This window comes from Georgenia alba (assembly GCF_042665525.1).
In the GTDB taxonomy this organism is placed as follows: domain Bacteria; phylum Actinomycetota; class Actinomycetes; order Actinomycetales; family Actinomycetaceae; genus Allobogoriella; species Allobogoriella alba.
Genome location: NZ_JBHTCQ010000004.1, coordinates 165769 through 191582, shown reverse-complemented (window position 1 = coordinate 191582; position 25814 = coordinate 165769). Strand labels below are relative to the sequence as shown.

At 72.3% G+C, this 25814-nt stretch carries 19 protein-coding genes and 1 tRNA gene; 17 read left to right on the top strand and 3 right to left on the bottom strand.

Annotated elements, in window-relative coordinates; all coding sequences use genetic code 11:
• Positions 1–27: 27 nt before the first annotated feature.
• Positions 28–615 carry a nucleoside/nucleotide kinase family protein gene (locus ACFQQL_RS16855; protein WP_382396324.1) on the bottom strand — a complete coding sequence of 196 codons (588 nt, stop codon included), beginning with the start codon at positions 613–615 and terminating at the stop codon, positions 28–30.
• Positions 616–690: 75 nt separating this feature from the next.
• On the opposite strand from ACFQQL_RS16855, the gene hisF reads away from it, so the two are divergent.
• Positions 691–1461 carry an imidazole glycerol phosphate synthase subunit HisF gene (gene hisF / locus ACFQQL_RS16850; RefSeq protein WP_382396323.1) on the top strand — a complete coding sequence of 257 codons (771 nt, stop codon included), beginning with the start codon at positions 691–693 and terminating at the stop codon, positions 1459–1461.
• Between the two features lie 513 nt (positions 1462–1974).
• The gene (locus ACFQQL_RS16845; RefSeq protein ID WP_382396322.1) at positions 1975–4275 is read left to right on the top strand and encodes an HNH endonuclease signature motif containing protein; all 2301 of its coding nucleotides are present in this window, start codon (positions 1975–1977) and stop codon (positions 4273–4275) included.
• A 331-nt stretch (positions 4276–4606) separates the two neighbouring features.
• On the opposite strand, the gene ACFQQL_RS16840 is transcribed toward ACFQQL_RS16845, so the two are convergent.
• Positions 4607–6952 (bottom strand): HelD family protein, encoded by a 2346-nt coding sequence (locus ACFQQL_RS16840; RefSeq protein WP_382396321.1) that lies wholly within the window; start codon positions 6950–6952, stop codon positions 4607–4609.
• Positions 6953–7040: 88 nt separating this feature from the next.
• Positions 7041–7703 (bottom strand): TIGR03085 family metal-binding protein, encoded by a 663-nt coding sequence (locus tag ACFQQL_RS16835; protein WP_382396320.1) that lies wholly within the window; start codon positions 7701–7703, stop codon positions 7041–7043.
• On the opposite strand from ACFQQL_RS16835, the gene hisI reads away from it, so the two are divergent.
• The 15 genes from hisI to ACFQQL_RS16760 all read left to right on the top strand — a co-directional run bounded on the left by hisI (position 7702) and on the right by ACFQQL_RS16760 (position 25709).
• A complete protein-coding gene (hisI, locus tag ACFQQL_RS16830; RefSeq protein WP_382396319.1) occupies positions 7702–8097 on the top strand; it encodes a phosphoribosyl-AMP cyclohydrolase in 396 nt (131 codons plus the stop codon). The two genes, ACFQQL_RS16835 and hisI, sit on opposite strands and share 2 nt — an antisense overlap.
• On the top strand, positions 8094–9674 hold the full coding sequence (locus ACFQQL_RS16825) for an anthranilate synthase component I (RefSeq protein ID WP_382396318.1): 1581 nt from the start codon (positions 8094–8096) through the stop codon (positions 9672–9674). Before hisI ends, ACFQQL_RS16825 begins: the two co-directional genes overlap by 4 nt.
• A gap of 44 nt (positions 9675–9718) precedes the next feature.
• The gene (locus ACFQQL_RS16820; RefSeq protein WP_382396317.1) at positions 9719–10291 is read left to right on the top strand and encodes a Trp biosynthesis-associated membrane protein; all 573 of its coding nucleotides are present in this window, start codon (positions 9719–9721) and stop codon (positions 10289–10291) included.
• Positions 10292–10357: 66 nt separating this feature from the next.
• Positions 10358–10636, top strand: coding sequence for an HGxxPAAW family protein (locus ACFQQL_RS16815; protein WP_382396316.1), 279 nt, complete (start codon positions 10358–10360; stop codon positions 10634–10636).
• A 133-nt stretch (positions 10637–10769) separates the two neighbouring features.
• Positions 10770–11273, top strand: a complete 504-nt coding sequence (locus tag ACFQQL_RS16810; protein ID WP_382396315.1) for a hypothetical protein — start codon at positions 10770–10772, stop codon at positions 11271–11273.
• A 151-nt stretch (positions 11274–11424) separates the two neighbouring features.
• Entirely contained in the window at positions 11425–12240 is an 816-nt protein-coding gene (gene trpC, locus ACFQQL_RS16805; RefSeq protein ID WP_382396314.1) for an indole-3-glycerol phosphate synthase TrpC, read from the top strand.
• Complete coding sequence (trpB, locus tag ACFQQL_RS16800) at positions 12237–13586, top strand: tryptophan synthase subunit beta (protein ID WP_382396313.1); 1350 nt, start codon at positions 12237–12239, stop codon at positions 13584–13586. Before trpC ends, trpB begins: the two co-directional genes overlap by 4 nt.
• Positions 13583–14440: a tryptophan synthase subunit alpha gene (gene trpA, locus ACFQQL_RS16795; RefSeq protein ID WP_382396312.1), complete on the top strand. Its 858-nt coding sequence runs from the start codon at positions 13583–13585 to the stop codon at positions 14438–14440. The genes trpB and trpA overlap by 4 nt, the downstream gene beginning before the upstream one ends.
• Positions 14441–14455: 15 nt before the next feature.
• On the top strand, positions 14456–15406 hold the full coding sequence (gene lgt / locus ACFQQL_RS16790) for a prolipoprotein diacylglyceryl transferase (protein WP_382396490.1): 951 nt from the start codon (positions 14456–14458) through the stop codon (positions 15404–15406).
• 225 nt (positions 15407–15631) lie between these two features.
• Positions 15632–20296 carry a glutamate synthase large subunit gene (gltB, locus tag ACFQQL_RS16785; protein ID WP_382396311.1) on the top strand — a complete coding sequence of 1555 codons (4665 nt, stop codon included), beginning with the start codon at positions 15632–15634 and terminating at the stop codon, positions 20294–20296.
• Positions 20289–21767 (top strand): glutamate synthase subunit beta, encoded by a 1479-nt coding sequence (locus ACFQQL_RS16780; RefSeq protein ID WP_382396310.1) that lies wholly within the window; start codon positions 20289–20291, stop codon positions 21765–21767. Before gltB ends, ACFQQL_RS16780 begins: the two co-directional genes overlap by 8 nt.
• Before the next feature lie 44 nt (positions 21768–21811).
• On the top strand, positions 21812–23242 hold the full coding sequence (pyk, locus tag ACFQQL_RS16775; protein ID WP_382396309.1) for a pyruvate kinase: 1431 nt from the start codon (positions 21812–21814) through the stop codon (positions 23240–23242).
• Between the two features lie 88 nt (positions 23243–23330).
• Positions 23331–23412: transfer RNA gene (locus tag ACFQQL_RS16770), tRNA-Leu, on the top strand.
• Positions 23413–23669: 257 nt separating this feature from the next.
• Positions 23670–24287 (top strand): ANTAR domain-containing response regulator, encoded by a 618-nt coding sequence (locus ACFQQL_RS16765; RefSeq protein ID WP_465254071.1) that lies wholly within the window; start codon positions 23670–23672, stop codon positions 24285–24287.
• A gap of 168 nt (positions 24288–24455) precedes the next feature.
• Positions 24456–25709 carry an ABC transporter substrate-binding protein gene (locus ACFQQL_RS16760; protein ID WP_382396308.1) on the top strand — a complete coding sequence of 418 codons (1254 nt, stop codon included), beginning with the start codon at positions 24456–24458 and terminating at the stop codon, positions 25707–25709.
• Positions 25710–25814: the final 105 nt, after the last annotated feature.

The following is a 25814-nucleotide window of genomic DNA, read 5'->3' as shown; positions in this document are numbered from 1 at the left end:
ATCGGTGGCACCGCCCGTAGAGGTGGTTCAGCCCCGGATCACGAGGTCGGCCGCGGCGCGGGCGTCGCGCGCCGCGAGCAACGCCCGTTCCTGCCGTGCCCAGGACTCCCACCGGTCCGCCCAGGAGCCGGCGTCCCGCGCCATCGCCCGCTTCCGCCTGACCTCCGCGGGAGTGTCCAGCCAGACGAGCACGTGCACGAAGGGCGCGCAGATCGCGGATCCTGCCCCGCAGCCCTCGACCACGAGCACGGCGGGGAGCTCGGTGCCCGGCGCGGGAACGTCGAGCCAGCCGCTGACCCGGTCCGCATGCCAGTCGTACCGGCGGACCCGGCCCGGCAGGCCCCGCGAGAGTGGCTCCAGCACGCCGGAGGCGACCGCACCGAGTCCGACGGCGAGGCCGTTCCAGCCGCGGTAGGCCTCCTCGAGCGCGAGGAGGCCGACGGCGTCACCCACGCCGGGTTCCGTTCGCAGGGCGGGCACGAGCGCGGCCGCGAGATCCGTCTTGCCCGACCCCGATCGGCCGTCGATCGCGACGACGAGCGGGCCGGGGCCGCGGTGACGGGACAGGGCGTCCCGGACGAGCGGCAGCACGGCGTCGACGGGCTGGACGGTCACCCGGGAACGGTAGCCGCCCGGCTAACCTCGAGGAGCGTCCGGACGGGCGCGCGGTCGACGCGAGGGGAGTGACAGATGAGTGTGGCGGTCCGGGTCATCCCGTGCCTCGACGTCGCTGATGGCCGCGTGGTCAAGGGCGTGAACTTCACCGACCTCCGGGATGCCGGAGATCCGGTGGAGCTCGCCCGCCGGTACGACGCCGAGGGGGCGGACGAGATCACCTTCCTGGACGTCTCGGCCTCCGCGGAGGCGCGGGACACCACCATCGAGGTCGTCTCGCGCACCGCCGAGGAGGTCTTCGTCCCGCTCACCGTCGGCGGTGGCGTGCGGTCCGTGGAGGACGTCGACCGACTGCTCAAGGCCGGCGCGGACAAGGTCGGGGTCAACACCGCCGCGATCGCCCGGCCCGAGCTGCTGGCCGAGATCGCGGACCGGTTCGGCCGGCAGGTGCTCGTGCTGTCGGTGGACGCTCGCCGGGTCACCGGGGAGACGACGACGCCGTCCGGGTACGAGGTGACGACGCACGGCGGGCGCCGCGGCACCGGGATCGACGCCGTGGAGTGGGCCGCCAAGGGTGCTGCGCTCGGGGCCGGCGAGATCCTCCTGAACTCGATGGACGCGGACGGGACGACCGACGGGTTCGACCTCGCGATGCTCGACGACGTGCGCGCCGTCGTGGATGTGCCGCTGATCGCGTCCGGTGGCGCCGGCACCCCCGAGCACTTCACGGACGCCGCCCGGCACGGCGCCGACGCCGTTCTCGCCGCCTCGGTGTTCCACTTCCGCACCCTGAGCGTCGGCCAGGTCAAGGACCATATGCGTGCCGCCGGACTCGAGATCCGCTGAGAAGTCGTGCGCCGCTCGGCGCGGGCGAGGGGGCGGTCGCGCGCGGCGTGGGCGAAGGCGCGGTCGCGCGCGGCGGGCTGAGTGGACTGACGAGACTCGGGCCGGAGGTCGTTCGCGTTGGGCCGTAGCGGAGTCCGCACAGCTGTGGGGGCGCGGTTGCGGAGAGTGCGCTGCGGAGGGAGCGCTTGAGCGCTCTCACTGGCGCTGGGTGGGCGCCGTCCGCGTGAGCGGGTTCTTGCGGGGGAGGCTTCGCGCGTCAGCGGGGTCTCGCGGGGAACCGCCTTGGCTCGCACGGTGCCATTCGTGCGCGCTCGCGTAGCTACTTCGTCTCGCGTGCAATGCGGCCCGGAGGTAGCTGTCTGGAAGTAACCGGCAGAAAGGCAATCGGTCGGGCGTGGCCGGTCGGGCGTGGCCGGTCGGGACTAGCCCGGCCCTTGGCTGGCGGGTGCCGGCTTGTCCACAGGATGTCTCCGGCCCGGGGTCCATGTCAGTGGTCGCACATATGTTTGAGTCATGGACAGGTCGGCACTGGTGGTCGCGGACAGCGGGTACTGCTGCGCGGTCGAGTCCGCCGGCGGGGTGTGCGGGCATGCCCGGGCGCTGGTGGCGGAGCTGGACCGGGAGGTCTGCGAGGCGGAGATCCGGTGCCTGCTCGACTCCGACGTCGAGGGCCTGTTCGGCGGGGACGCGGGGGGCCTGTTCGGCGAGGACGCCGAGACCACGCAGGGCGCCGGCACCGGGCGCGTCTCGTCCGCCGAGGCGGCCGCGCCCGCCGAGGGCCGCTTCGACGTCGATGGTGATGTCGATGGTGATGCGGTGCGGTTGGGGTTGACGGTGGCGGAGTTGGCGGTGATGGAGCCGGGTCCGGAGCTCGCGGCGGTGCTGGCTGGTGTTGATGTCGCTGGGTTGAGTCGGGCGGGGCAGGTGGAGGTGTTGGCGGCGGCGAAGCGGTTGGAGGCCTGGGCGGCGGGCAAGGCCGCCGCCACCGCCGGAGCACTGTCGCGAGGTTCGGAGCTGTTCACCCACCCGGAGCAGGTCGCCCGGGTCGCCGGCCGGGTCGTGAATCCGACGGTGGAGGAGGTCGCGATGCGGCTGGCGGTCTCCCGGGCGGAGGCGGGGATGTTGGTGCGGGTGGGTAGGGGACTGGCCGGGTCGTTCACCGACACCGCCGACGCCCTCGACAGTGGGCTGGTGGATTTTCGGAAGGCGGCCGCGATCGTGACCGGCCTGGATGGTTCACCGACCGAGGTGGCGTGGATGGTCGAGCAGGACGTGCTGCCGCAGGCTCCTGGGTTGCCGGCGGCGGAGATCACCCGGCGGGTGGCGGACCGGGTCGTGCGGGTGGATCCGGTGGAGGCCGCGGCGCGCCACGCCCGGGCCCGGGCCGGTCGGCACGTGACCCACACCAGGGTGCTGCCGGACGGGATGGGGTCGCTGACCGCGGTGCTCCCGGCCGAGGACTGCGTCCTGGTCGACCAGACCTTGACCACGGTGGCTGCCGCGGCCCGTAACGGCGGGGATGGCCGGAGTGTGGATCAGTTGCGGGCGGATGCGCTGGTGGCGTTGACCCGGGCTGGGATCCTGACCGGGGCCACCGGCCCGCACGCCGATCCCGAGACCATCCCCGCCCTCCGAGACACCAGCCAGGTGCTGTCCGTGCAGGGTGTGCTGCCGGGCCTGGACGCCCGCCCGGAAGCAGATCATCCCGACTCCACGGACGACGCAAAGACTCCGAGCACCGCGCCCGGTCCCGGCGCGGCCCGCGAGCCGAACGGCGCGGACGCGGGCTCGGCGGAGAGTTCCGGCGCGAAGGACGGGCTGCGCAGTGTCGATGTCGACACCGGGGGCGTGGGTCGGTGGGGTCGGCGGAAGCGGCAGACCATCCAGGGCCGTTTCCCGGACCTGCCCCACGGGCGGGTGCCGGAGGTCGCGGTGATCTCCCCGCTGCTGGCCGCACTGCTGCGCCACCACGACGACCTGGAGGACCTGCCGGTGGCCCGCCCGCGGATCAACGTCACCGTCCCCATCGACCTCCTTGCCCAGGCCCACGCCGCCCTGGCCGGCGAGACCCCACTCGGCGACCTGGGCACAGCCCTGCCCGGCGCCCCGGGGAGCAGTCTGTCCACGGACGAGAAGACGGCTCCGTCCGGGGAAGCGGGGAGAAGTCTGCCCGGCGATCCGGAGACGACGACCCGCGCCGCGGACACAGCCCTGCCCTCGAGCGTGGGGAGAGCTCTGCCCACAGGCGAGGGGACCGCTCTGCCCGGCGCTGGCACTGCTGTCGGCGGTGCGGAGGCCGCTGTGCCGTTCGAGGATGCTGCCGGCCCGGTCGGGACCCTGGGCGGGTACGGCGCGCTCAACCCCGCCCAGACCCTGGCGCTGGCGGCGGGTGGGACGTGGCGGCGGCTGCTGACCGACCCGGCCACCGGCACCGTCCTGGACGTGGGCCGGACCCGCTACCGGCCCCCCGCCGGACTGGCCGAGCATGTGCGGCTGCGGGACCGGACCTGCCACCGACCCGGCTGCACGGTCGATGCCGAGCACTGCGAGCTGGACCACACCATCGCCCGGTCCGCCCACGGCGCCACCGCCGCCGCGAATCTCGGCCCGTTGTGCGGGCGGGACCACGCGTTGAAGACCGTCGGCGCCATGCGCGTCACCCAACCCACCCCCGGCCTCTTCCAGTGGGTCACACCCTCCGGGCACACCTACCGCCGCGACACGACTGGGACCCTCACCTTCCTCGGCCTGACCACACCACCCCAGCAGCCTGGCGAGACGGAGACCGACGACTACGGCGACCCGCCCTTCTGACTCGACCGCTCCAGCGGACCACAAGCTCGGGGGACGAGGCCGGGCCCGCGGCACGGCGAACGATGTTCCCCTCTTGAGCCAGCCCCGACGGCGACGCACCATTCTGAGCTGGCCGGCTCCGCCGAATAGCGGACCATGTGCAGGGAGCCCCAGCGAGTACCGACCATGGGCAGGGAGCCCCAACGAGTACCGACGGGGATGGAGAAGGTCCCGACGAACCTTCGGGGACGTTCCGAGCCGGGGAGACCTCGAACGGCCAGCTAGACAAACGGCCAGTTAGACAGAGGATGCGCTGGACAGAAGAGACCAGATCGCCACCCCAGCCAGCTGGCTACTCGGGCACGAGGTGACTCAGCACATCCGGGACCTCGCCGGTATGTACGACCGTCAGTGTGCCGGTCGTGCGGGTCATCGCCACGTAGAGCTCGCCGAGACCTCGGTCACCGTCGAGGATCTCGGCTGGCTCCACCACGACGACGGCATCGAACTCCAGGCCCTTCGCCTCCACGGGGGTGAGCACGACGACGTCGCCCAACAGGTCGGTCCCGGCGCCGAGCACCGCACCCAGCTCGACAGCGACGTCCGGCGGCGCGATGACGGCGACAGCACCCTCGGCACGAGACTCGGCCACCACCTCGGTCACAGTGGCTGCGAGCTCGTCGGTCCGGCGTCGCACGGGCGACACTCCCGTCGACCGGACCGAGACCGGAACTCGTCCGTTCGGATCCAAGGCGGCGAGCACCGGCTCGGCGGCGGCCATGACCTCGGCCGGCGTGCGGTACCCCACCGTCAGCTCGCTCATCCGCACCCTTGCCGAGGTGTGCGGCTGCAGCGCCACCTCCCAGGTTGCGATCGCGGTCGGACCGCTGCCCTGGTGCACGTCACCCACCGCCGTCATCGAGCCTGCCGGGCAGCGACGGAACAGCGACCGCCAGGTCATCGCCGAGAGCTCCTGCGCCTCGTCGACCACCACGTGGCCGTACGTCCACGTCCGGTCCGCGGCCGCCTTCTCGGCGAAGGAGCGATGGTCCCGGGCCGCGTGGCGCTCGGCGAGCTCCTCGTCGTTGAGCAGGTCGGCCGGGTCCACGGCGCCGCCCTCGTCCGTCTCCTCGTCGAGGAGGTCGTTCGCCCGCAGCACGCGCCGCGCGAAGCGGGCGTGCTCGCGCCGGCGCGCAGCCTCCAGCGTGCGTGCGCCCGAATCGTCGACGCCGAGCAGCTCGGCAGCCTCGTCGAGTAGCGGCACGTCGGCGGCCGACCACCCCTCCTCGGCCGGCCCCCGGAACAGGACGGCTCGTTCGGTCTCGTCGAGCAGACCGCGCGACGCCGAGGTCAGTCGGTCCGTGTCACTGAACAGGTCGGCGAGCAGCTGCTCCGGCGTCAGCAGAGGCCACAGCGCCTCCAGCGCGGCAGCGACCTCCGGGTCTTCGAGCAGGTCCCGCTCAACGTGCGGCAGCTCGTGCACGGCCACCACCCCGTCCACCTCGGTGCCCGCGGCCTCGACGCGGCCCGGTACCTGGTCTGCGGTGCGGGACAGCGCGGAGTCGAACCGGTCCAGCTCGTCTTCCAGACCCTCCTCGACCTCCTGGAGCATTCGGTAGCTCGCTCCGATGACCTCCAGGGCGAGCCCGCGCACCACGTGCTCGCGAAAGACACGCCGCGCCTCGTTGTGCGTGCGGGCTGCGCGCCGGGCCTCCTCGGCCGCCGCACGCACCGCGGCCGCGGGCAGGCAGTGCGTGTCGCCGTCGAACCGGACCTCGAGGTCCGTCACCCGCTCCCGGTCGCGCACCGCCCGCGCGAGCACCTCGGCCATCACCGCCTCGCCCTTGAGCCGGGCGGCCTCAGGTTCCTCCGTCCTGGTCGGCTCGATACCTGGATACAACCGGTCCGGCGTCTGCAGCACCACCTGGGTCTCGCCGAGCGAGGGCAGCACCTGCTCGATGTAGTCCAGGAACGTGGAGGTCGGCCCGACGACGAGCACGCCCTGCCGGGCGATCTCCGGACGGGCGTAGAGCAGGTACGCGGCCCGGTGCAGCGCCACCGCCGTCTTGCCGGTACCCGGGCCGCCCTGGACCACGAGCACCCCGTCCCCGTGCGCGCGGACGATCGCGTCCTGCTCCGCCTGCAGGGTGGTGACGATGTCCCGCATCCGGCCGGTGCGCCGCTCGCCGAGCGCGGCCATCAGCGCGCCCTCGCCCTGCAGGCCGGAGGTGTCGCCGTCGATGTCGAGGAGCTCGTCCTCGAGGCCGGTCACCCGGCGTCGCTCGGTACGGATGTGCCGACGGCGGACCACGCCGTGGTCGTCGGCGGGCGTCGCGACGTAGAACGGCCGCGCGCCCGGCGCCCGCCAGTCCAGCAGCAGCGGTGTGCGCTCGGGCGCGGGGGAGCGCAGACCCGTGCGCCCCACGTACCGCACCTGCCCGTCGGCGAGGTCCAGCCGGCCGAAGCACAGGCCGTTCTCGGCGTGGTCCAGCACCGTGGACCGCTCGGTCAGGCGCTGCACCCGTGCCTCGCGCTCGACCAGGTCGCGCGCGGAGGACCCACGCTCGGCCAGCGCCCCGTCGAGGTCTTCCCGGATCTCCTCCCGAACGTCGTCCAAGCGGGCGTACAGCCGGTCGACGTAGGCCTGCTCCCGCTCGATCTGATGGTCCTGCTCCGCGTCCCCGTTGCGTCGTGCCATCCCTACCCCTCGTCGGCGCGACAAAGCTCAACGTCGAGGCCCTAGCCGCGTATTCCCGGAGCGGCGCTTCGAGCCGAGTCGCTTTCCGTCACACCACAGACTCGTCGTGGGCGGCGAAGAACGCCTCGACCGTCTCGGGCCGTCCCAGCACGTCCACGTCGGCGGCCTCCGTGCGGCCCAGCGCGTGCAGCGCCAGCTCGACCGGGTCGCCCCACACCACGACGGCGTCGGGCCGGCGGCGCACCACGCGGCGCGGGCCGCCCGGGACGGCGTGCACCACGCCGACCGGACTGCGTCGGTACGCCAGGCGTGCCAGCGTGCCCAGGCGATGCCACAGCGCCCGGACCATGTCGGTGGCCAGCACGCGAGGCTCGGCCTCGCTCGGCGCCGCGCGGCGGACGTCCTCGTGGTGGACGACGTACTCGACGAGGTTCGTCGCCTCCGGCGCCCACGCGAACGGCGTCCAGGCCGGCGGGCCGGACGCGAATCGCTCCAGCAGGTCCTGGTACGACGGCGCCCCGGGCCCCGAGATCAGGCCGGTGAGCTGCGGCTCGGCCCCGGCTGGGGCTCGCGCCGCCCCGGCGGCCAGGTCGGGGCGGCTCTCCCGGACCACCAGGTGCGCGAGCAGGCGGTGCACCGTCCATCCGGTGCAGAGGGTGGGTGCAGCGGGATCCGCCTCGCGTAACGTCTCCACGAACGCCGCACGCTCGACGTCCACCCAGGTGCCGTCCCGCTCCGAGATCGTGCTCATGAGACGATTCTGCGCTGTGGAGTCCACACTCGCCCCCGACATCGCCGCACGGCTCAAGCGCGACGAGCACGGCCTGGTGTGCGCCGTGGTCCAGCAGCACGACACCGGTGAGGTCCTCATGGTCGGCTGGATGGACGACGAGGCCCTGCACCGCACCCTCACCACCGGGCGCACCACGTTCTGGTCCCGTTCGCGCGGGGAGTACTGGCGCAAGGGTGAGACGTCGGGAAACACGCAGCACGTGAAGTCCGTGAGCCTCGACTGCGACGGGGACGCCGTGCTCGTCCGTGTCGACCAGGTCGGGCCCGCCTGCCACACCGGAACCCGCACCTGCTTCGACGCCGGCGGAGACCTCCGGGCCACGGTCGGGCACCGTCCGGAGGAGGGCGTATGACACTGACCGACGAGCCCGCCACCGGCGCCTCGGAAGCCGCCGAGCTGACGTGGGGCGAAACCTGGCCGGCGCTGCCCGAGTTCCGCACCATGGCGACCGACCGCCGGGTGATCCCGGTCGTCCGGCGCCTGCTGGCCGACGACGTCACACCGGTGGGCCTGTACCGCCACCTCGCGGCCGGTCGCCCTGGCACGTTCGTGCTGGAGTCCGCCGAGCACGACGGCGCCTGGTCGCGGTGGTCCTTCGTCGGCGTCGCGTCCCGCGCCACCCTGACCGCAAGGGACGGGCAGGCGGCATGGACCGGGGACGTCCCCGTGGGGGTGCCGACAGACGGCCCGATCATCGAGGTGCTCGCCGAGACGCTCGAGACGCTGCGCACCCCGGCGATTCCCGGGCTGCCGCCCCTGACCGGAGGCCTGGTCGGCGCCCTCGGCTGGGACGTGCTGCGCCAGTGGGAGCCGACGCTGCGGGCCCTCGCGCCGACCGAGCACGACACGCCCGACGTGGCGCTCTGCCTGGTCAGCGACATGGTCGCCCTCGACCACCACGACGGCTCGGCGTGGCTCATCGCCAACGCCATCAACGCCGACGACACCGACGAGCGGGTCGACGAGGCCCATGCCGACGCCGTCGCGCGGCTGGATGCGATGGCGGCCGCTCTGACCAGACCGGTCGCCAGTGCCGCCGCCGTCCACGAGCCGGCCGTGCAGCCCGAGATCAAGTACCGCACGTCCCGGGAGGACTTCGAGAGCGCCGTCCGAACCGCCAAGCAGGCCATCCGCGACGGCGAGGCGTTCCAGGTGGTCCTCTCCCAGCGGCTCGACATCGACTGCCCGGCGGACCCGCTCGAGGTCTATCGCGTGCTGCGCACGGTCAACCCGAGCCCGTACATGTACTACGTCCGCCTGCACAGCGGACCCGCGGGTGAGGACTTCGCCGTCGTCGGGTCCAGCCCGGAGACGCACGTCCGGGTGCAGCAGGGCCAGGTCACGATGTTCCCGGCGGCCGGCTCCCGTCCGCGTGGCGCGTCACCCAGCGAGGACAAGGCGCTCGGCGAGGAGCTGCTCGCCGACCCGAAGGAGCTCTCCGAGCACGTGATGCTCGTGGACCTCGTCCGCAACGACCTCATCAAGGTGTGCCGTCCGGAGACCGTGGAGGTCGTGGACTTCCAGGCGATCCACCGCTTCAGCCACATCATGCACATCGTCTCGACCGTGGTCGGTGAGCTCCGTCCCGGTGCCACCGCGCTGGACAGCCTGGTGGGGACGTTCCCCGCGGGAACCCTCTCCGGCGCACCGAAGCCCCGCGCGATCGAGATCATCGACGCCCTCGAGCCCGCCCGGCGCGGCATCTACGGCGGCGTGGTCGGCTACTTCGACCTCGCCGGGAACGCGGACCTGGCTATCGCGATCCGCACCGCGGTGATCTCCGGTGGGCGCGCCACCGTGCAGGCCGGGGCGGGCGTGGTCGCCGACTCCGACCCGGCCACCGAGTGGGTCGAGACCCGGAACAAGGCGGCTGCCGTGGTGCGGGCGATCAGGGTCGCGAACGGGCTGCGACCGGTCGCGTCGCCGTGACGGGCGACGACGTACGGCGCCCGGCCGTCACACGCTCGCGCGTCGTGCTGGCGGCGCTCGTGCTCGGCGCCCTCCTCGGCGCCGTGAGCGCGGTGCCCTGGGCGTCCGGAGCGGCGGGCACCGTGCTGGGCGAGCAGACGGTCGAGGTCTCCGGCGGCTCCGCGGCACCGGGCGTCGTCGGGGCGGCGTTCGTCGTCGGGGCGGCCGCGCTGGCCGTGGCGATCGGCCGCCGCGCCGGTGCGAGCGTCGGGGGTGTGGCGATGGTCGTCGGCGCCGTCGTGGCGGTGGTGGCCGTCGTGGGCTTCCTCGGGGACCCGGAGTCCGCGTTGCGCCAGGCGGCCGCCGAGCTGAGTGGCGTCCCCGAGCTCGTGGGCGACGCACGGGTGACCCTCTGGCCCTACGTCACGCTGGTGCTCGCGCTGCTCGCCGCCGCGGTCGGGCTGAGCGGTCTGGTGGCGGCGCGGACGTGGACGACGGCAGGACGCCGGTTCGAGCGGCCCGCGCGGCGGGGCAGCGCCGTGGACCGCGCGAGCGACGAGCGCACCCGGGCGATGGACGACTGGGATGCCCTGGGTCGCGGCGAGGACCCCACGGACGACGGCGAGTCACGTGTCTGACGTGCCGGCCCGGGGTCCGTGCGGACGCTAGGCTGGTCACCGCCGGTACGACCCAGGAGTGACGCGATGGCCCAGATCCCTCAGCCCGAGACCTACACGCTGCCCCCGACGGCGCCGTTCGACAACCACGGTCGCACGAAGGCCGCGTGGGTGCTGGTCTTCGGTGTGAGCCTCGGCGTGCTGGTGGGCGGCCTGGGGATGATCCTCGCGCGGCAGGAGCTCATGATCGCGGGTGCCGCGGTCACCGTGCTGTCCCTCGTGGTCAGCGCCGTGATGCGGGCCGTGGGGCTCGGACAGGCCGACGCGCGCAAGGCGAGGCAGACCGGGGACTGGTACAGCTCCTGACGGCCGGACGCGCTCACCGGGCGCCGTCAGCGTTCGTGTGACCCGTCCGCAGCGAGGCTGCCGAGGCGGCGACCGATACGGTACGTCCCACGCAACCACCGGCGCGCCCGTGCGCCGGTATGGAGGGGGACACATGAGCCAGCAGCCACCGACGCAGCCCGGTCAGCCGCCGTACGGGCACCAGCCCGGGCAGCCGCCGCAGGGGCCACCGCCGGGCCAGGCGCCATACGGCCAGCAGCCCGGGCAGGCGCCACAGGGCCCGCCACCGGGCCAGGCACCGTACGGCCAGCAGCCCGGCCAGCCGCCCTACGGCCACCCCGGAGCGTACGGAGCGATGCCCACCGGCGGCTCGGAGGAGCAGAACAAGCTGGCGGTCCTTTCGGTGGTGTTCACCGGCGCGGGCGTCCTCGTCCCGCTCGTCGTCATGTTCCTCGACCCGGCCGGCGGATTCCGGCCGTGGTTGATGGTGCTGGGGGCCGCCCTTGGCCTGAGCTTCGCCCGCAACGCGCGTCAGGCCGTGGCGCAGGGCCGCGCCAACAACGGCAGCCTCGCGATGGTCGCCTTCGTCCTCGCGATCGTCATCCTGGTGTTCGGGCTGCTCCTGTTCCTGTTCGCCGTCGGCCAGGGCCTCTTCTGAGGACCACCATCCGAACCAGGAGTGCCGCGCCAATCGCAGTAGGCGCGATCACCTGCCAAGGACCCCGCCCGGGGGCGGACACGTCATGAAGCACCCCCGCACGGGGCCTACGATGGACTGTCTGACCGACCAAGGGATTGGGGGGTGCGCTGTGACCGTGCTCGAGGACATCGTCGCGGGGGTCCGCGAGGATCTCGCCGAGCGACAGGCGCGGCGCCCGCTCGACGCCGTCAAGGAGGCCGCGGCGCGCCGCCCCGGCGCGCGTGACGGCGTGTCGGCGCTGCGCGGCGGCAGCGGCGCGGTCACGGTGATCGCCGAGGTCAAGCGCTCCAGCCCGTCCAAGGGCGCGCTGGCGTCCATCGCCGACCCGGCGGGCCTGGCCGCCGAGTACGAGGCGGGCGGTGCCGCCGTCGTCTCCGTCCTGACGGAGCGGCGTCGGTTCGGCGGCTCGCTGGAGGATCTCGAGTCGGTCGGTGCGGCGGTCGACATCCCGGTCCTGCGCAAGGACTTCGTGGTCACGCCGTACCAGGTGTGGGAAGCCCGCGCGAGCGGGGCCGACCTCGTCCTGCTCATCGTCGCCGCGCTGGAGCAGCAGGTCCTCGCCGGTCTGGTGGACCGCGTCCACTCGCTGGGTATGACCGCGCTCGTCGAGGCGCACGACCCCGAGGAGGCCCGGCGTGCGCTGGACGCCGGCGCCCGCGTGGTCGGCATCAACGCCCGGAACCTGCACACCCTCGAGGTGGACCGCGGCGTGTTCCCCGCGGTGGCCGAGGTCGTCCCCGACGACGTCGTGCGCGTCGCGGAGTCCGGTGTCCGGGGCCCGCACGACGTGCTCGAGTACGCCCGTTCCGGCGCGCATGCGGTCCTCGTCGGCGAGGCCCTGGTCACCGGCGGCGACCCGCGGGCGGCGGTCGCCGACATGGTCGCTGCCGGCTCGCACCCCTCGCTGCGGACGGCCCGCCGATGAGCGCCGGCCAGGTCAGCGGCCGGCGGCCCCTCCCGCAGCACCTCGCGGACGTCGCCGGGCCGTACTTCGGGGAGTTCGGCGGACGGTTCGTCCCCGAGGCGCTCATCGCGGCGCTTGACGACCTCACCGACGCCTGGGAGAAGCTCAAGGTCGATCCCGCGTTCCTCGACGAGATGGACCAGCTGAACCGGACCTACACGGGGCGGCCCAGCATCATCACCGAGGTGCCGCGGTTCGCCGAGCACGCCGGCGGTGCCCGCGTCATCCTCAAGCGCGAGGACCTCAACCACACCGGCTCGCACAAGATCAACAACGTCCTCGGCCAGGCCCTGCTGACCCGCACGATCGGCAAGAAGCGCGTCATCGCCGAGACCGGCGCCGGGCAGCACGGGGTCGCCACCGCGACGGCTGCGGCGTTGCTCGGGCTCGAGTGCACCGTCTACATGGGCGAGGAGGACGTGCGCCGTCAGGCGCTCAACGTGGCACGCATGCGGCTGCTGGGCACCGAGGTCATCCCCGTGACCACCGGCTCGCGGACGCTCAAGGACGCCATCAACGAGGCGTTCCGCGACTGGGTCACCAACGTGGAGACCACCAACTACGTCTTCGGCACCGCGGCCGGCCCGCACCCGTTCCCCGCCATGGTCCGCGACCTGCAGAAGATCATCGGTGAGGAGGCCCGCCAGCAGGTCCTGGACCTGACCGGCGCCCTCCCCGACGTCGTGTGCGCCTGCGTGGGCGGCGGGTCCAACGCGATCGGGATCTTCAACGCCTTCCTCGACGACGACGGCGTCCGTCTCCTCGGGCTCGAGGCGGCCGGTGACGGCGTCGCCACGGGGCGGCACGCCTCCTCCATCACCGGCGGGGACCCCGGCGTGCTGCACGGTGCCCGCACGTACGTGCTCCAGGACGAGGACGGCCAGACCAAGGAGTCCCACTCCATCTCCGCCGGGCTGGACTACCCGGGCGTCGGCCCCGAGCACTCCTGGCTGGCGGACATCCACCGGGCCGAGTACCAGCCGGTGACCGACGCAGAGGCGATGGACGCCTTCCAGCTGCTGTGCCGCACCGAGGGCATCATCCCCGCGATCGAGTCGGCGCACGCCCTCGCCGGCGCCATCCGCGTGGGCCGCGAGGCCCGGGAGGCCGGCGAGCCCGCGCCGACGATCCTGGTGAACCTCTCCGGGCGCGGGGACAAGGACGTGGAGACCGCCGCCAGCTGGTTCGCGCTGCTCGACGACGAGGCCACGCCCGACCTGCCGGACACGGCCGCACGCGATGACCCCGCCAAGACCGGGGCCGTCGACGAGGCCCCCTACGGCGCGACCGGGAGCGTCGAACGATGAACGAGACCACCACCAGCGCGCCGGCCGCGTCCCGCACGGGCGCCACGCTCGACGCCGTCCGCGGCCCGGGCCGCGCCGCGCTCGTCGGCTACCTGCCCGTCGGCTTCCCGGACGTCGAGACCTCGGTCCGCGCCGCCCGCACCCTGGTCTCCGCCGGCGCCGAGGTCATCGAGCTCGGCCTGCCGTACTCCGACCCGGGCATGGACGGCGTGGTCATCCAGCGGGCGACCCAGGCGGCGCTGGACCGCGGGGTGCGCACCGCCGACGTCCTGCGGGCGGTGGAGCAGGTGGCCCAGACCGGTGCCGCCGTGCTCGTCATGACCTACTGGAACCCGATCCACCGCTACGGCGTGGACCGCTTCGCGCGGGACCTCGCAGCCGCCGGCGGCGCCGGCCTCATCACCCCGGACCTCATCCCCGACGAGGCGGGGGAGTGGGTCGCCGCCTCGGACGCCCACGGCCTGGACCGGGTGTTCCTGGTCGCCCCCAGCTCCACCGACGAGCGCCTCGCGATGACCGCGGCCGCCAGCCGCGGCTTCGTCTACGCGGCCTCCACCATGGGCGTCACCGGTGCCCGGGGACGTGTCGACGCCGCGGCCCGGTCCCTCGTCGAACGCACGCGGAGCGCCGGCGCGGAGCGGGTCTGCGTCGGGCTCGGCGTCTCCACCGGACCGCAGGCCCGGGAGATCGCCGAGTACGCCGACGGCGTCATCGTCGGTTCGGCCTTCGTGCGGACCTTCCTCGACGGCGAGCAGGACCAGGAGGCGGCTCTCGCCGACCTCGCCGCGCTCGCCGAGGAGCTGGCCGACGGAGCACACGGCCATCCGTCGGACGTCACGTCGGCCCAGAAGTAGGCTCGTCGGGTGCCCATGCCGCTCGCCGTAGCCGCCACCCCGAACGGGATCCCCAGCCCACCGCAGGCCGAGTGGTTCCTCGGACCCGTCCCCGTGCGGGCCTACGCCATCTGCATCCTCGCGGGGATCGTCGTCGCGCTGTGGATCCTGGAGCGCCGCTACACCGCCAAGGGCGGCCCGCGGGAGACGTCGCTCGACGTCGCGTTCTGGATGGTGCCGGTCGGCATCGTCGGCGCACGGATCTACCACGTGATCTCCTCGCCGGACGCCTACTTCGGGCCGGACGGCGAGCTGGTCCGCGCGCTGTACATCTGGCAGGGCGGCCTGGGCATCTGGGGCGCCGTGCCGGCCGGTGCGCTGGCCGCCTGGCTGGTCCTGCGCCGCAAAGGCCTCCGGCTGGCACCGTTCGCCGACGCACTCGCACCCGGCCTGCTCGTCGCCCAGGCGATCGGCCGCCTCGGCAACTGGTTCAACCAGGAGCTCTACGGGGCGCCGACCACGCTGCCGTGGGGTCTTCAGATCGATCCCGCGCACCTCGTCGACGGCCACCCTCCGGGCACGCTGTTCCACCCGACGTTCCTGTACGAGCTGATCTGGAACCTCGCAGCCGCGGCCGTCCTGGTCCTGCTCGCGCGCCGGTTCGACCTCAGGCACGGCCGCGTCTTCTGGCTGTACGTCATGCTGTACACCGCCGGCCGTGTCTGGATCGAGATGGTGCGGATCGACGAGGCCGAGATGGTGCTCGGGCTGCGACTGAACGTGTGGACCTCGATCGCGATCTTCCTGCTGGCGCTCGTCGCGTTCGTCGTGATCGGACGGCGCACCCGCGGGCAGGAGGAGTCCGTGTGGCTGCCGGGCCGCGAGCCCGCCGCGGAGGACGACGAGGAGTTGCCCGACGGTGACGAGAGCACGGACGAGGAACCCAGCGTCGAGGAGACGGACAGGCCCGGCGCGACGACCGCGTGACGCGTACAGTGGCGGTCGCTTGACAGGGGGCGCGCGCGGCCCGTTCTCTGTTCTACGAGCCGTGTGAGCGCCAGCCGGGTGTCAAGAATGTGGACACAGCACGTTACGTAGTCGTCACCTGCGAGTAACATCTCGCCCTCAGCGGGACGACGACGACCCACCAGCACGAGCACGACGATGCGGAGCCGTCCCGTTGGGATCTCTCCGCGGTGAGGAAGTACGCGGATGGAGTCAGCGCAGCCGAGAAGTGGATCCTCGGTCTTTCCCGCGTTCCGGACCGCCGCGCACCAGGCGTCGGGCGGGCTGTACTCGCCGGAGCGTGATCACGACGCCTGCGGCGTCGCGTTCGTCGCGACGCTGCGCGGTACCCCCGGCCGCGACATCGTCGAGGCCGGCCTGACCGCCCTGCACAACCTCGACCACCGCGGCGCGGTGGGCGCCGAGGAGAACACGGGCGACGGCGCGGGGATCCTCACCCAGATCCCCGACGACTTCCTCCGGCACGCCGTCGACTTCCCGCTGCCGCCCGTCGGGCAGTACGCCGTCGGGACGGTGTTCCTGCCGGCCGAGGAGCCGGCGGAGGACCCCGCCGAGTCGGGGGACGACAACGCCGTCGAGCAACCGCTCGCGGCTGCCCACGCGGTGGAGGTCATCGAGCGCATCGCCGCCGAGGAGTCCCTGCGCGTCCTCGGCTGGCGCGACGTCCCGGTCGACCCGACCGGTATCGGCCCCAGCGCGCTGAGCACCATGCCCACCTTCCGGCAGCTCTTCGTCGCACCGGCGGAGGACCACGAGGCGGTCGGCGGTCTCGCGCTCGAGCGGATGGCGTACCGCCTGCGGAAGCGTGCCGAGCACGCCACCGGCGTGTACATCGCGTCCCTGTCCTGCCGCACGCTGGTCTACAAGGGCATGCTCACCACGCAGCAGCTCCGGCCGTTCTTCCCGGACCTGTCCGACGAGCGGTTCACGTCCGAGATCGCGCTCGTGCACTCCCGGTTCTCCACGAACACCTTCCCGTCCTGGCCGCTCGCGCACCCGTTCCGGCTGGTCGCGCACAACGGCGAGATCAACACCATCCGCGGCAACCGGAACTGGATGACCGCCCGCGAGGGCATGCTGGCCTCGGAGGTCCTCGGCGACCTGGAGGACCTGCTGCCGGTGTGCACCCCGGGCGCCTCGGACTCGGCGACGTTCGACGAGGTGCTCGAGCTGCTGCACCTGGCAGGCCGCCCGCTGCCCCACGCGATGCTCATGATGGTGCCGGAGGCGTGGGAGAACAACGACCAGATGGACCCGGACCTGCGGGCCTTCTACGAGTACGCCTCCACGATCATCGAGCCGTGGGACGGCCCGGCCGCCATCGCCTTCACCGACGGCACCCTCATCGGCGCCGTCATGGACCGCAACGGCCTGCGGCCCGGCCGCTACTGGGTCACCGACGACGGCCTCGTGGTGCTCGCCTCGGAGGCCGGCGTCCTGGACGTCGACCCAGCGCGGGTCTGCCAGAAGGGCCGGCTCGAGCCCGGCCGGATGTTCCTGGTCGACACCGGCGAGGGCCGGATCGTCGACGACGAGGACGTCAAGCGGTCCCTGGCCGACGCCCACCCGTACGAGGAGTGGCTGTCCGACGGCCTGGTCCACCTCGAGGAGCTGCCGCCCCGGGACCACGTGGACCACTCCCGGCTCTCCGTCGTCCGCCGCCAGCAGACCTTCGGGTTCACCGAGGAGGAGCTGCGCATCCTGCTCGCCCCCATGGCGGCCACCGGCGCCGAGGCGATCGGCTCGATGGGCACCGACACCCCGGTCGCGGTGCTCTCCGCCCGGCCCCGGCTGCTCTTCGACTACTTCACCCAGCTCTTCGCCCAGGTGACCAACCCGCCGCTGGACGCCATCCGCGAGGAGCTCGTCACCTCGCTGGCCAGCGCCATCGGGCCCGAGCCGAACATGCTCTCCGACTCCCCGAGCCACGCCCGCAAGGTCGTCGTGCCGTTCCCGGTCATCGACAACGACCAGCTTGCGAAGATCGAGAAGATCGGCCGCACCCCGGAGCAGGGCAAGGGCTTCTCCACCGTCACGATCGAGGGCCTGTACCGCGTCTCCGGCGGAGGTGCGGCGCTCAAGGCGCGGCTGGACGAGATCTGCGACGAGGTGGACAACGCGGTCGACGCCGGCGTGAGCTTCATCGTGCTCTCCGACCGCGAGTCGACGGCGGAGCTCGCCCCCATCCCGTCCCTGCTGCTGACCTCCGCGGTCCACCACCACACCCTCCGCAAGCACACCCGGACGAAGATCTCCCTGATCGTCGAGGCCGGCGACGTCCGCGAGGTCCACCACGTGGCTCTCCTCGTCGGCTACGGCGCCGCGTGCGTCAACCCGTACCTGGCGATGGAGAGCGTCGAGCACCTCGTCCGTGAGGGCGTGGTCACCGGCGTGACGCCCGAGCAGGCCGTCAAGAACGTCATCAAGGGCCTCGGCAAGGGCGTGCTGAAGGTGATGTCCAAGATGGGCATCTCCACCGTCATGTCCTACCGCGGCGCCCAGGTCTTCGAGGCGATCGGCCTCTCGGAGGACCTGGTGCACGAGTACTTCACCGGCACCCCCAGCCCGCTGGGCGGCGTGGGCCTCGACGTCATCGCCGCCGAGGTCGCCGCGCGCCACGCCACCGCCTACCCGCCCTCCGGCGTCGCCCCTGCGCACCGGACGCTGCGGATGGGCGGGGAGTACCAGTGGCGCCGCGAGGGCGAGCCGCACCTGTTCGACCCGGAGACCATCTTCCGGCTCCAGCACTCCACCCGGACCCGTCGGTTCGACATCTTCAAGAAGTACACGCACGGGGTCGACGACCAGGCCCGCCGCCTCATGACGCTCCGCGGACTCATGCGCCTGAAGACCGGCACGCGCGAGCCGATCCCGGTCGAGGAGGTGGAGCCCGTCAGCGAGATCGTCAAGCGGTTCTCCACCGGGGCGATGAGCTACGGCTCCATCTCCGCCGAGGCTCACGAGACGCTCGCGATCGCCATGAACCGGCTCGGCGCGAAGTCGAACACGGGCGAGGGCGGGGAGGACGCCGACCGCCTGCGGGACCCGGAGCGCCGCTCCGCGATCAAGCAGGTCGCCTCCGGCCGCTTCGGCGTGACCGCGGACTACCTCACCCACGCCGACGACATCCAGATCAAGGTCGCCCAGGGAGCCAAGCCCGGTGAGGGCGGCCAGCTGCCGGCCCACAAGGTCTACCCGTGGATCGCCAAGACCCGGCACTCCACGCCCGGGGTCGGCCTCATCTCGCCGCCGCCCCACCACGACATCTACTCCATCGAGGACCTGGCGCAGCTCATCCATGACCTGAAGAACGCCAACCCCTCCGCCCGGATCCACGTCAAGCTCGTCTCTTCCATCGGCGTCGGGACGGTGGCGGCGGGCGTCGCCAAGGCCCACGCCGACGTCGTCCTGATCTCCGGTCACGACGGCGGCACGGGGGCGTCTCCGCTGACCTCGCTCAAGCACGCCGGCGGACCGTGGGAGATCGGGCTCGCCGAGACCCAGCAGACCCTCGTGCACAACGACCTGCGCGACCGGATCGTGGTGCAGACCGACGGCCAGATGAAGACCGGCCGGGACGTCATCGTCGCGGCGCTGCTCGGCGCCGAGGAGTACGGCTTCTCGACGGCGCCGCTCGTCGTCGAGGGCTGCATCATGATGCGGGTCTGCCACCTCGACACCTGCCCGGTGGGCGTCGCCACCCAGAACCCGGAGCTGCGCGAGCGGTTCACCGGCCAGGCGGACCATGTGGTGAACTTCTTCGAGTTCGTCGCCGAGGAGGTCCGCGAGTACCTCGCCTCCCTCGGCCTCCGCTCCCTCGACGAGGCGATCGGCCAGGTGGACCTGCTCGACGTCACCGAGGCCGTGGACCACTGGAAGGCCTCGGGGCTCGACCTCGCCCCGCTGCTCACGAAGATGGAGCCGAAGCCCGGATCGGCGCTGCGGCAGGTCCGTGGCCAGGACCACGGGCTGGACCAGGCGCTGGACAACGAGCTCATCCGGCTCTCCGAGCCGGCGCTCGAGCGCGGGGAGCAGGTGCGCATCGATCTGCCGGTCCGGAACGTCAACCGGACCGTGGGGACGATGCTGGGCCACGAGATCACCAAGCGGCACGGCCCCGACGGCCTTCCGGACGGCACGATCGACATCACCCTGACCGGCTCGGCCGGGCAGTCCTTCGGCGCGGTCCTGCCGCGCGGCGTGACGCTCCGGCTCGTCGGGGACACCAACGACTACGTCGGCAAGTCGCTCTCCGGCGGCCGCGTCGTCGTGCGGCCCGACGACCGGTCCGTCTTCGCCGCCGAGGAGAACGTGGTCGCCGGCAACGTCGTCGCCTACGGTGCGACGTCCGGCGAGATCTTCCTTCGCGGCAAGGCCGGCGAACGGTTCTGCGTGCGGAACTCCGGCGCGATCGCCGTCGTGGAGGGCGTGGGCGACCACGCGGCCGAGTACATGACCGGTGGGACGCTCCTCGTGATCGGCAGCACGGGCCGGAACCTCGGCGCCGGCATGTCCGGCGGTACCGCCTACGTGCTCGACCTCGACACCGGCAAGGTGAACGGGCCCGCCCTCGCGAGCGGAGACCTCATCCTGTCCGGGCTGGACGCCGAGGACGTCTCGATCGTCGCCGACCTGCTGCACCGGCACCTGGAGCTGACCGGCTCGCCGGTGGCCGAGCGCCTGCTGGAGGACTACCACCAGGACTCCGCGGCGCTCGTCGCCCGGTTCACCAAGGTGCTGCCCCGTCAGTACGCCGCCGTCTCGGCCGCCCTGGTCAAGGCGACCGAGGACGGCCTCGACCCGGCCTCGCCCGATGTGTGGGCCACGATCATGGAGGCGTCCCGTGGCTGACCCCCAAGGCTTCCTGAAGTACCGCGAGCGTGAGCTGCCCAAGCGGCGGCCGGTGCCTGTCCGCATCCTCGACAACCGTGAGGTGTACACCCGCCGGGTCGAGGACTCCCCGGCGCTGGTGCGGCAGGCCGCCCGTTGCATGGACTGCGGCGTCCCGTTCTGCCACAACGGGTGCCCGCTCGGGAACCTCATCCCCGAGTGGAACGAGCTGACCCGGCGCGAGGACTTCGCCGGCGCCATCGAGCGGCTGCACGCCACGAACAACTTCCCCGAGTGGACCGGGCGGCTGTGTCCCGCCCCGTGCGAGACCGCCTGCGTGCTCGGCATCAACCAGCCGGCGGTGACGATCAAGCACATCGAGCAGTCGATCGCCGACAACGCGTTCGACCTGGGGCTGGTGGAGCCGCAGATCCCGGAGCGGCTGACGGGCCACACGGTCGCCGTCATCGGCTCCGGTCCGGCCGGGCTCGCGGCCGCGCAGCAGCTCACCCGGGCCGGCCACACGGTCGCGGTGTACGAGAAGGACGACCGCATCGGCGGGCTCCTGACCTACGGCATCCCGGACTTCAAGATGGAGAAGATCCAGGTCGACCGTCGGCTGGAGCAGATGGAGGCCGAGGGCACCCGGTTCCGTCCCGGCGTGGACGTCGGCGGCGAGGGCTCGCTGTCCGGCAAGGACCTGCGCGAGCGGTACGACGCCGTGGTCCTCGCGATGGGCTCGACCGTCCCGCGCGAGCTGCCCGTCCCGGGCCGTGAGCTCGGCGGCATCCACCCGGCCATGGACTACCTCGTCCAGCACAACCGCGTCGTGGCCGGCCAGGAGGTCGAGGACCAGATCCTGGCCACCGACAAGGACGTGGTCATCATCGGTGGTGGCGACACCGGCTCGGACTGCTACGGCACGGCGCTGCGGCAGGGTGCCCGGTCGGTGACCCAGATCGACATCAACCCGACGCCGGGGGAGGAGCGGCCGGAGGACCAGCCGTGGCCCACCTACCCGAAGGTGTACCGGGTCTCCACCTCTCACGAGGAGGGCGGCGAGCGGGTGTTCGGCGCGTCGACGGTCGAGTTCCTCTCGGACGGCTCGGGTGCGCCCGGCGAGGTGACGCACATCCGGCTGGTCGACGTCGTGCGCGAGCACGGTCACGCCGAGCCCATCGAGGGCACCGAGCGGGTCATCCCGGCCCAGCTCGTGCTGCTCGCGCTGGGGTTCCAGGGGGTGCCGCGCGACGGGCTCGTGCAGCAGCTGGAGGTCGAGGTCGACGAGCGCGGCCGGATCGTGCGGGACGAGAGCTACGCCACGTCGACGCCCGGGGTCTTCGTCGCCGGCGACGCCGGACGCGGCCAGTCGCTCATCGTGTGGGCGATCGCCGAGGGACGGGCGGCTGCCGCCGCCGTCGACCAGTTCCTGCTCGGCGAGACCGAGCTGCCGGCTCCGGTGCTGCCCTCCACCGTGGCCGTCTCGGCCTGAGGAGACGGTCCTGAAGGGGTCGGCGGACGCAATAGGGTTGGGGCATGCGTAGAGCGAAGGTTGTCTGCACGATCGGTCCGGCCACCGCCTCGGCGGAGAAGATCCAGGAGCTCGTCGACGCCGGCATGGACGTCGCGCGGATCAACCGTTCGCACGGCACCGCCGAGGAGCACGAGGTGGTGTACCGGCACGTCCGGGACGCGGCCCAGGCCTCCGGCCGTGCCGTCGCGATCCTGGTGGACCTGCAGGGCCCCAAGATCCGCCTCGGGACCTTCGCCGAGGGATCGGCCGAGCTGCACGAGGGTGACACGTTCACCATCACCACCGAGGACGTCCCCGGCAACGCCGAGATCGCCAGCACCACCTACCAGGGTCTGCCGGGCGACTGCGGGCCGGGGGACCGGATCCTCATCGACGACGGCAAGGTCGCCGTCCGCGTCCTGGAGGTCGACGGCCCCCGAGTGATCACGCGGGTCGAGGTGCCCGGGCCCGTCTCGAACCACAAGGGCCTCAACCTGCCAGGTGCCGCCGTGTCCGTCCCTGCGTTGTCCGAGAAGGACAAGGAGGACCTGCGCTGGGGCCTGCGCCTCGGCGCGGACTTCATCGCCCTGTCCTTCGTGCGCTCCGCCGAGGACGTCGAGGACGTCCACGCGATCATGGACGAGGAGCGGCGCCGCGTCCCGGTCGTCGCCAAGATCGAGAAGCCTCAGGCCGTGGAGAACCTCGCCGAGATCGTCGACGCATTCGACGCGATCATGGTGGCCCGCGGGGACCTCGGCGTGGAGCTGCCGCTCGAGCAGGTGCCGCTCGTGCAGAAGCGGGCGATCGAGCTCGCGCGCCGCAACGCCAAGCCCGTCATCGTCGCCACCCAGATGCTCGAGTCGATGGTCTCCAGCCCTCGCCCGACCCGGGCCGAGGCCTCCGACGTCGCCAACGCCATCCTCGACGGCGCGGACGCGGTCATGCTCTCCGGCGAGACGTCGATCGGTGACTACCCGATCGAGACGGTGCGCACCATGGCGCGCATCGTGGAGAACACGGAGGAGAACGGCGGGGAGCGCATCGCGCCCCTCGGCTCCACCCCGCACACCCGCGGCGGCGTCATCACGCGTGCCGCGAACGACATCGGCATCACGCTCGAGGTCAAGTACCTGGTGACGTTCAGCCAGTCGGGTGACTCGGCGCGCCGGATGTCCCGGCTGCGCTCGCCCTTGCCGCTGCTGGCGTTCACGCCGGACCCGGACACCCGCAACCGGCTCGCCGTCACGTGGGGCATCCAGACCTATCTGGTGCCCGAGGTCAGCCACACCGACGACATGGTCAACCAGGTCGACCAGGTGCTGCAGACCACGGGCATGGCGTCCGAGGGTGACCGGGTGGTCATCGTGGCGGGCATGCCGCCCGGGCAGGCCGGCTCCACGAACTCCATCCGCGTGCACAAGATCGGGGAGACCTACTCCCGGCTGTCGGGCTGAACGAAGGGCTCTCGGGCCGACCGGGGACGTCCGCCTCGATGGGCGTCCAGGCACGGGGAACCGCCTATCCTGTGTCGTCCGAGAACAAGCTCCTGTGGTGGAACTGGAAGACACGCCGCACTCAAAATGCGGTGCCTTCGGGCGTGCGGGTTCGAGTCCCGCCGGGAGCACTCCAGAGATGTGGTGCGAGGCTGCCGTCGTCTCGTCCCGTGCCGGGCACCCCGGATCTGTGCCCGTGCCCGGTCCGTACCGGTGGGCGACCACGTGACGATGGGCACACACCGCGTGAGGGCAGTCACGTCAGGGGATTCCCCGGTTCCTGCAGCGGGTGTGCGGGGTTAGGCTTGCGGCCGTGACCACGAACGAGAACGAGCGCGCGACCAGCGACGACATCGCGGACGACGCGGGCGCCAACGAGACGATCGACCTGCCGGGCCCCGAGGCGGGCGCCTCCGAGGACACCGGCACGCGGCGTCGTGTCGTCGTCGCCGAGGACGAGACCCTCATCCGCCTCGACATCGTCGAGTCCCTCAAGGAGGCCGGTTTCGACGTCGTCGGCGAGGCCGCCAACGGCGAGCAGGCTGTGTCGCTGGCCGAGGAGCTCGAGCCGGACGTCGTCGTCATGGACGTCAAGATGCCCGTCATGGACGGCATCACCGCGGCCGAGCGGATCATCGGCAACCGCACCTGCGCCGTCGTCATGCTCACCGCCTTCTCGCAGAAGGAGCTCGTGGAACGCGCGCGCGACGCCGGCGCCATGGCCTACGTCGTCAAGCCGTTCACGCCCGCCGACCTGCTGCCCGCCGTCGAGATCGCCATCTCCCGGCACGAGGAGATCACCTCGCTGGAGTCCGAGGTCGCCTCGCTGGCGGAGCAGTTCGAGACCCGCAAGCGGGTGGACCGCGCCAAGGGGCTGCTCATGACCAGGATGGGCCTGTCCGAGCCCGAGGCCTTCCGCTGGATCCAGAAGACCTCCATGGACCGCCGCCTCACCATGCGCGAGGTCGCGGACGCCGTCATCGAGCAGGTCGGCGCCAAGAAGTAGCGCCTCGGCGCGCCTCCCCACACCTGCTCGGTGCAACGCGACGCGACGGAATTGTGACCTTCTTGTTACGTCGCGGCTACGAGTCGTCATGACACCGACACACGGCGTGAATAGGTTCGTCTCCACGCACGCGGCCGTCCGGTTCGCGTACGGATCGAAGGAGACGTCATGAATCGCAGGACTGCAGTGCGTTCCCTCGCGCTGGTCGCCGCCGGGTCCCTCACCCTCGCGGCGTGTACCTCCGGAGGCGAGGAGCCGGGGGGCGGCGGTGGGGCCGAGCCGCTGCGCATCGGCAGCCTGCTGCCGCAGACCGGCTCGCTCTCGCAGCTCGGCCCGCCCGAGATCGCGGGAGTCGACCTCGCTCAGCAGGAGATCAACGAAGCCGGCGGCGTGCTCGGGTCGGACGTCGAGGTGACGCACACCGACTCCTCGGATGCCGACCACGCGGACGTCGCCACGCAGTCCGTGCAGGAGCTCCTCGGCGAAGAGGTCGCCGCCATCGTCGGGGCCGCCTCCTCGCAGGTCACGCTGAACGTCATCGACGACGTCGTCGGGGCGCAGACCCTCATGGTCTCGCCCGCCAACACGGCCACCGAGCTGTCGGGCTACGACGACTTCTTCTTCCGTACCGCCCCGCCCGACTCCGTCCAGGGCGACGTCCTGGGCAACCTCATCGCCTCGGACGGCAACGCGACCCTGTCCATCCTCGTCTTCAACGAGGCCTACGGCACCGGTCTGCGGGACGTCGTGCAGTCGACGTTCGAGTCGGCCGGCGGCACGGTGACCTACGGCGCAGCCGGCGACGAGTTCGACCCGACCGAGCAGAACTTCAGCTCGATCGTCTCCAACGCGCTCTCGTCCGACCCCGACGCGGTGGCCATCCTGGCGTTCACCACCCAGACCCCGCTCATCGTGCAGGAGCTGGTGAACCAGGGCTTCGACATGTCGAAGGTCTACTTCGTGGACGGCAACCTGCAGAACTTCGGCAGCGACTTCGATCCCGGCACACTCGAAGGCGCCCAGGGCACGCTGCCCGGCGCGTTCCCCTCCGACGAGTTCCGGGACCGGCTGCTCGGGGTCAACGACGGCCTCCAGGACTACTCGTACGCCGCGGAGTCCTACGACGCGACCATGCTGGTGGCGCTGGCCGCCGTGAAGGCCGGCTCGACCGCCCCGGTCGACATCCAGGCCGAGATGGCCGCGGTCTCCGGCGCCACCGACGGCACCGAGTGCACCGGCTTCGAGGAGTGCGCCGGCCTGCTGGAGGACGGCGAGGAGATCGCCTACCAGGCGGTCTCCGGCATCGGGCCGTTCAACGACAACAACGACCCGTCGGCCGCGAACATCGGGATCTACCTGTTCGACGGCGAGAACAACAACTCGTTCCAGCGCGCCGAGTTCGGCGAGGTCCCGGCCGGGTAGCACGCACCAGACGACCGGCCCCGCGGAGCGACCCGCGGGGCCGGTCGCTGCTTTCCGGTGGCACGGAGCCGCGCCGTACCGGCCGCGCGGAGAGGCGGATGTGTG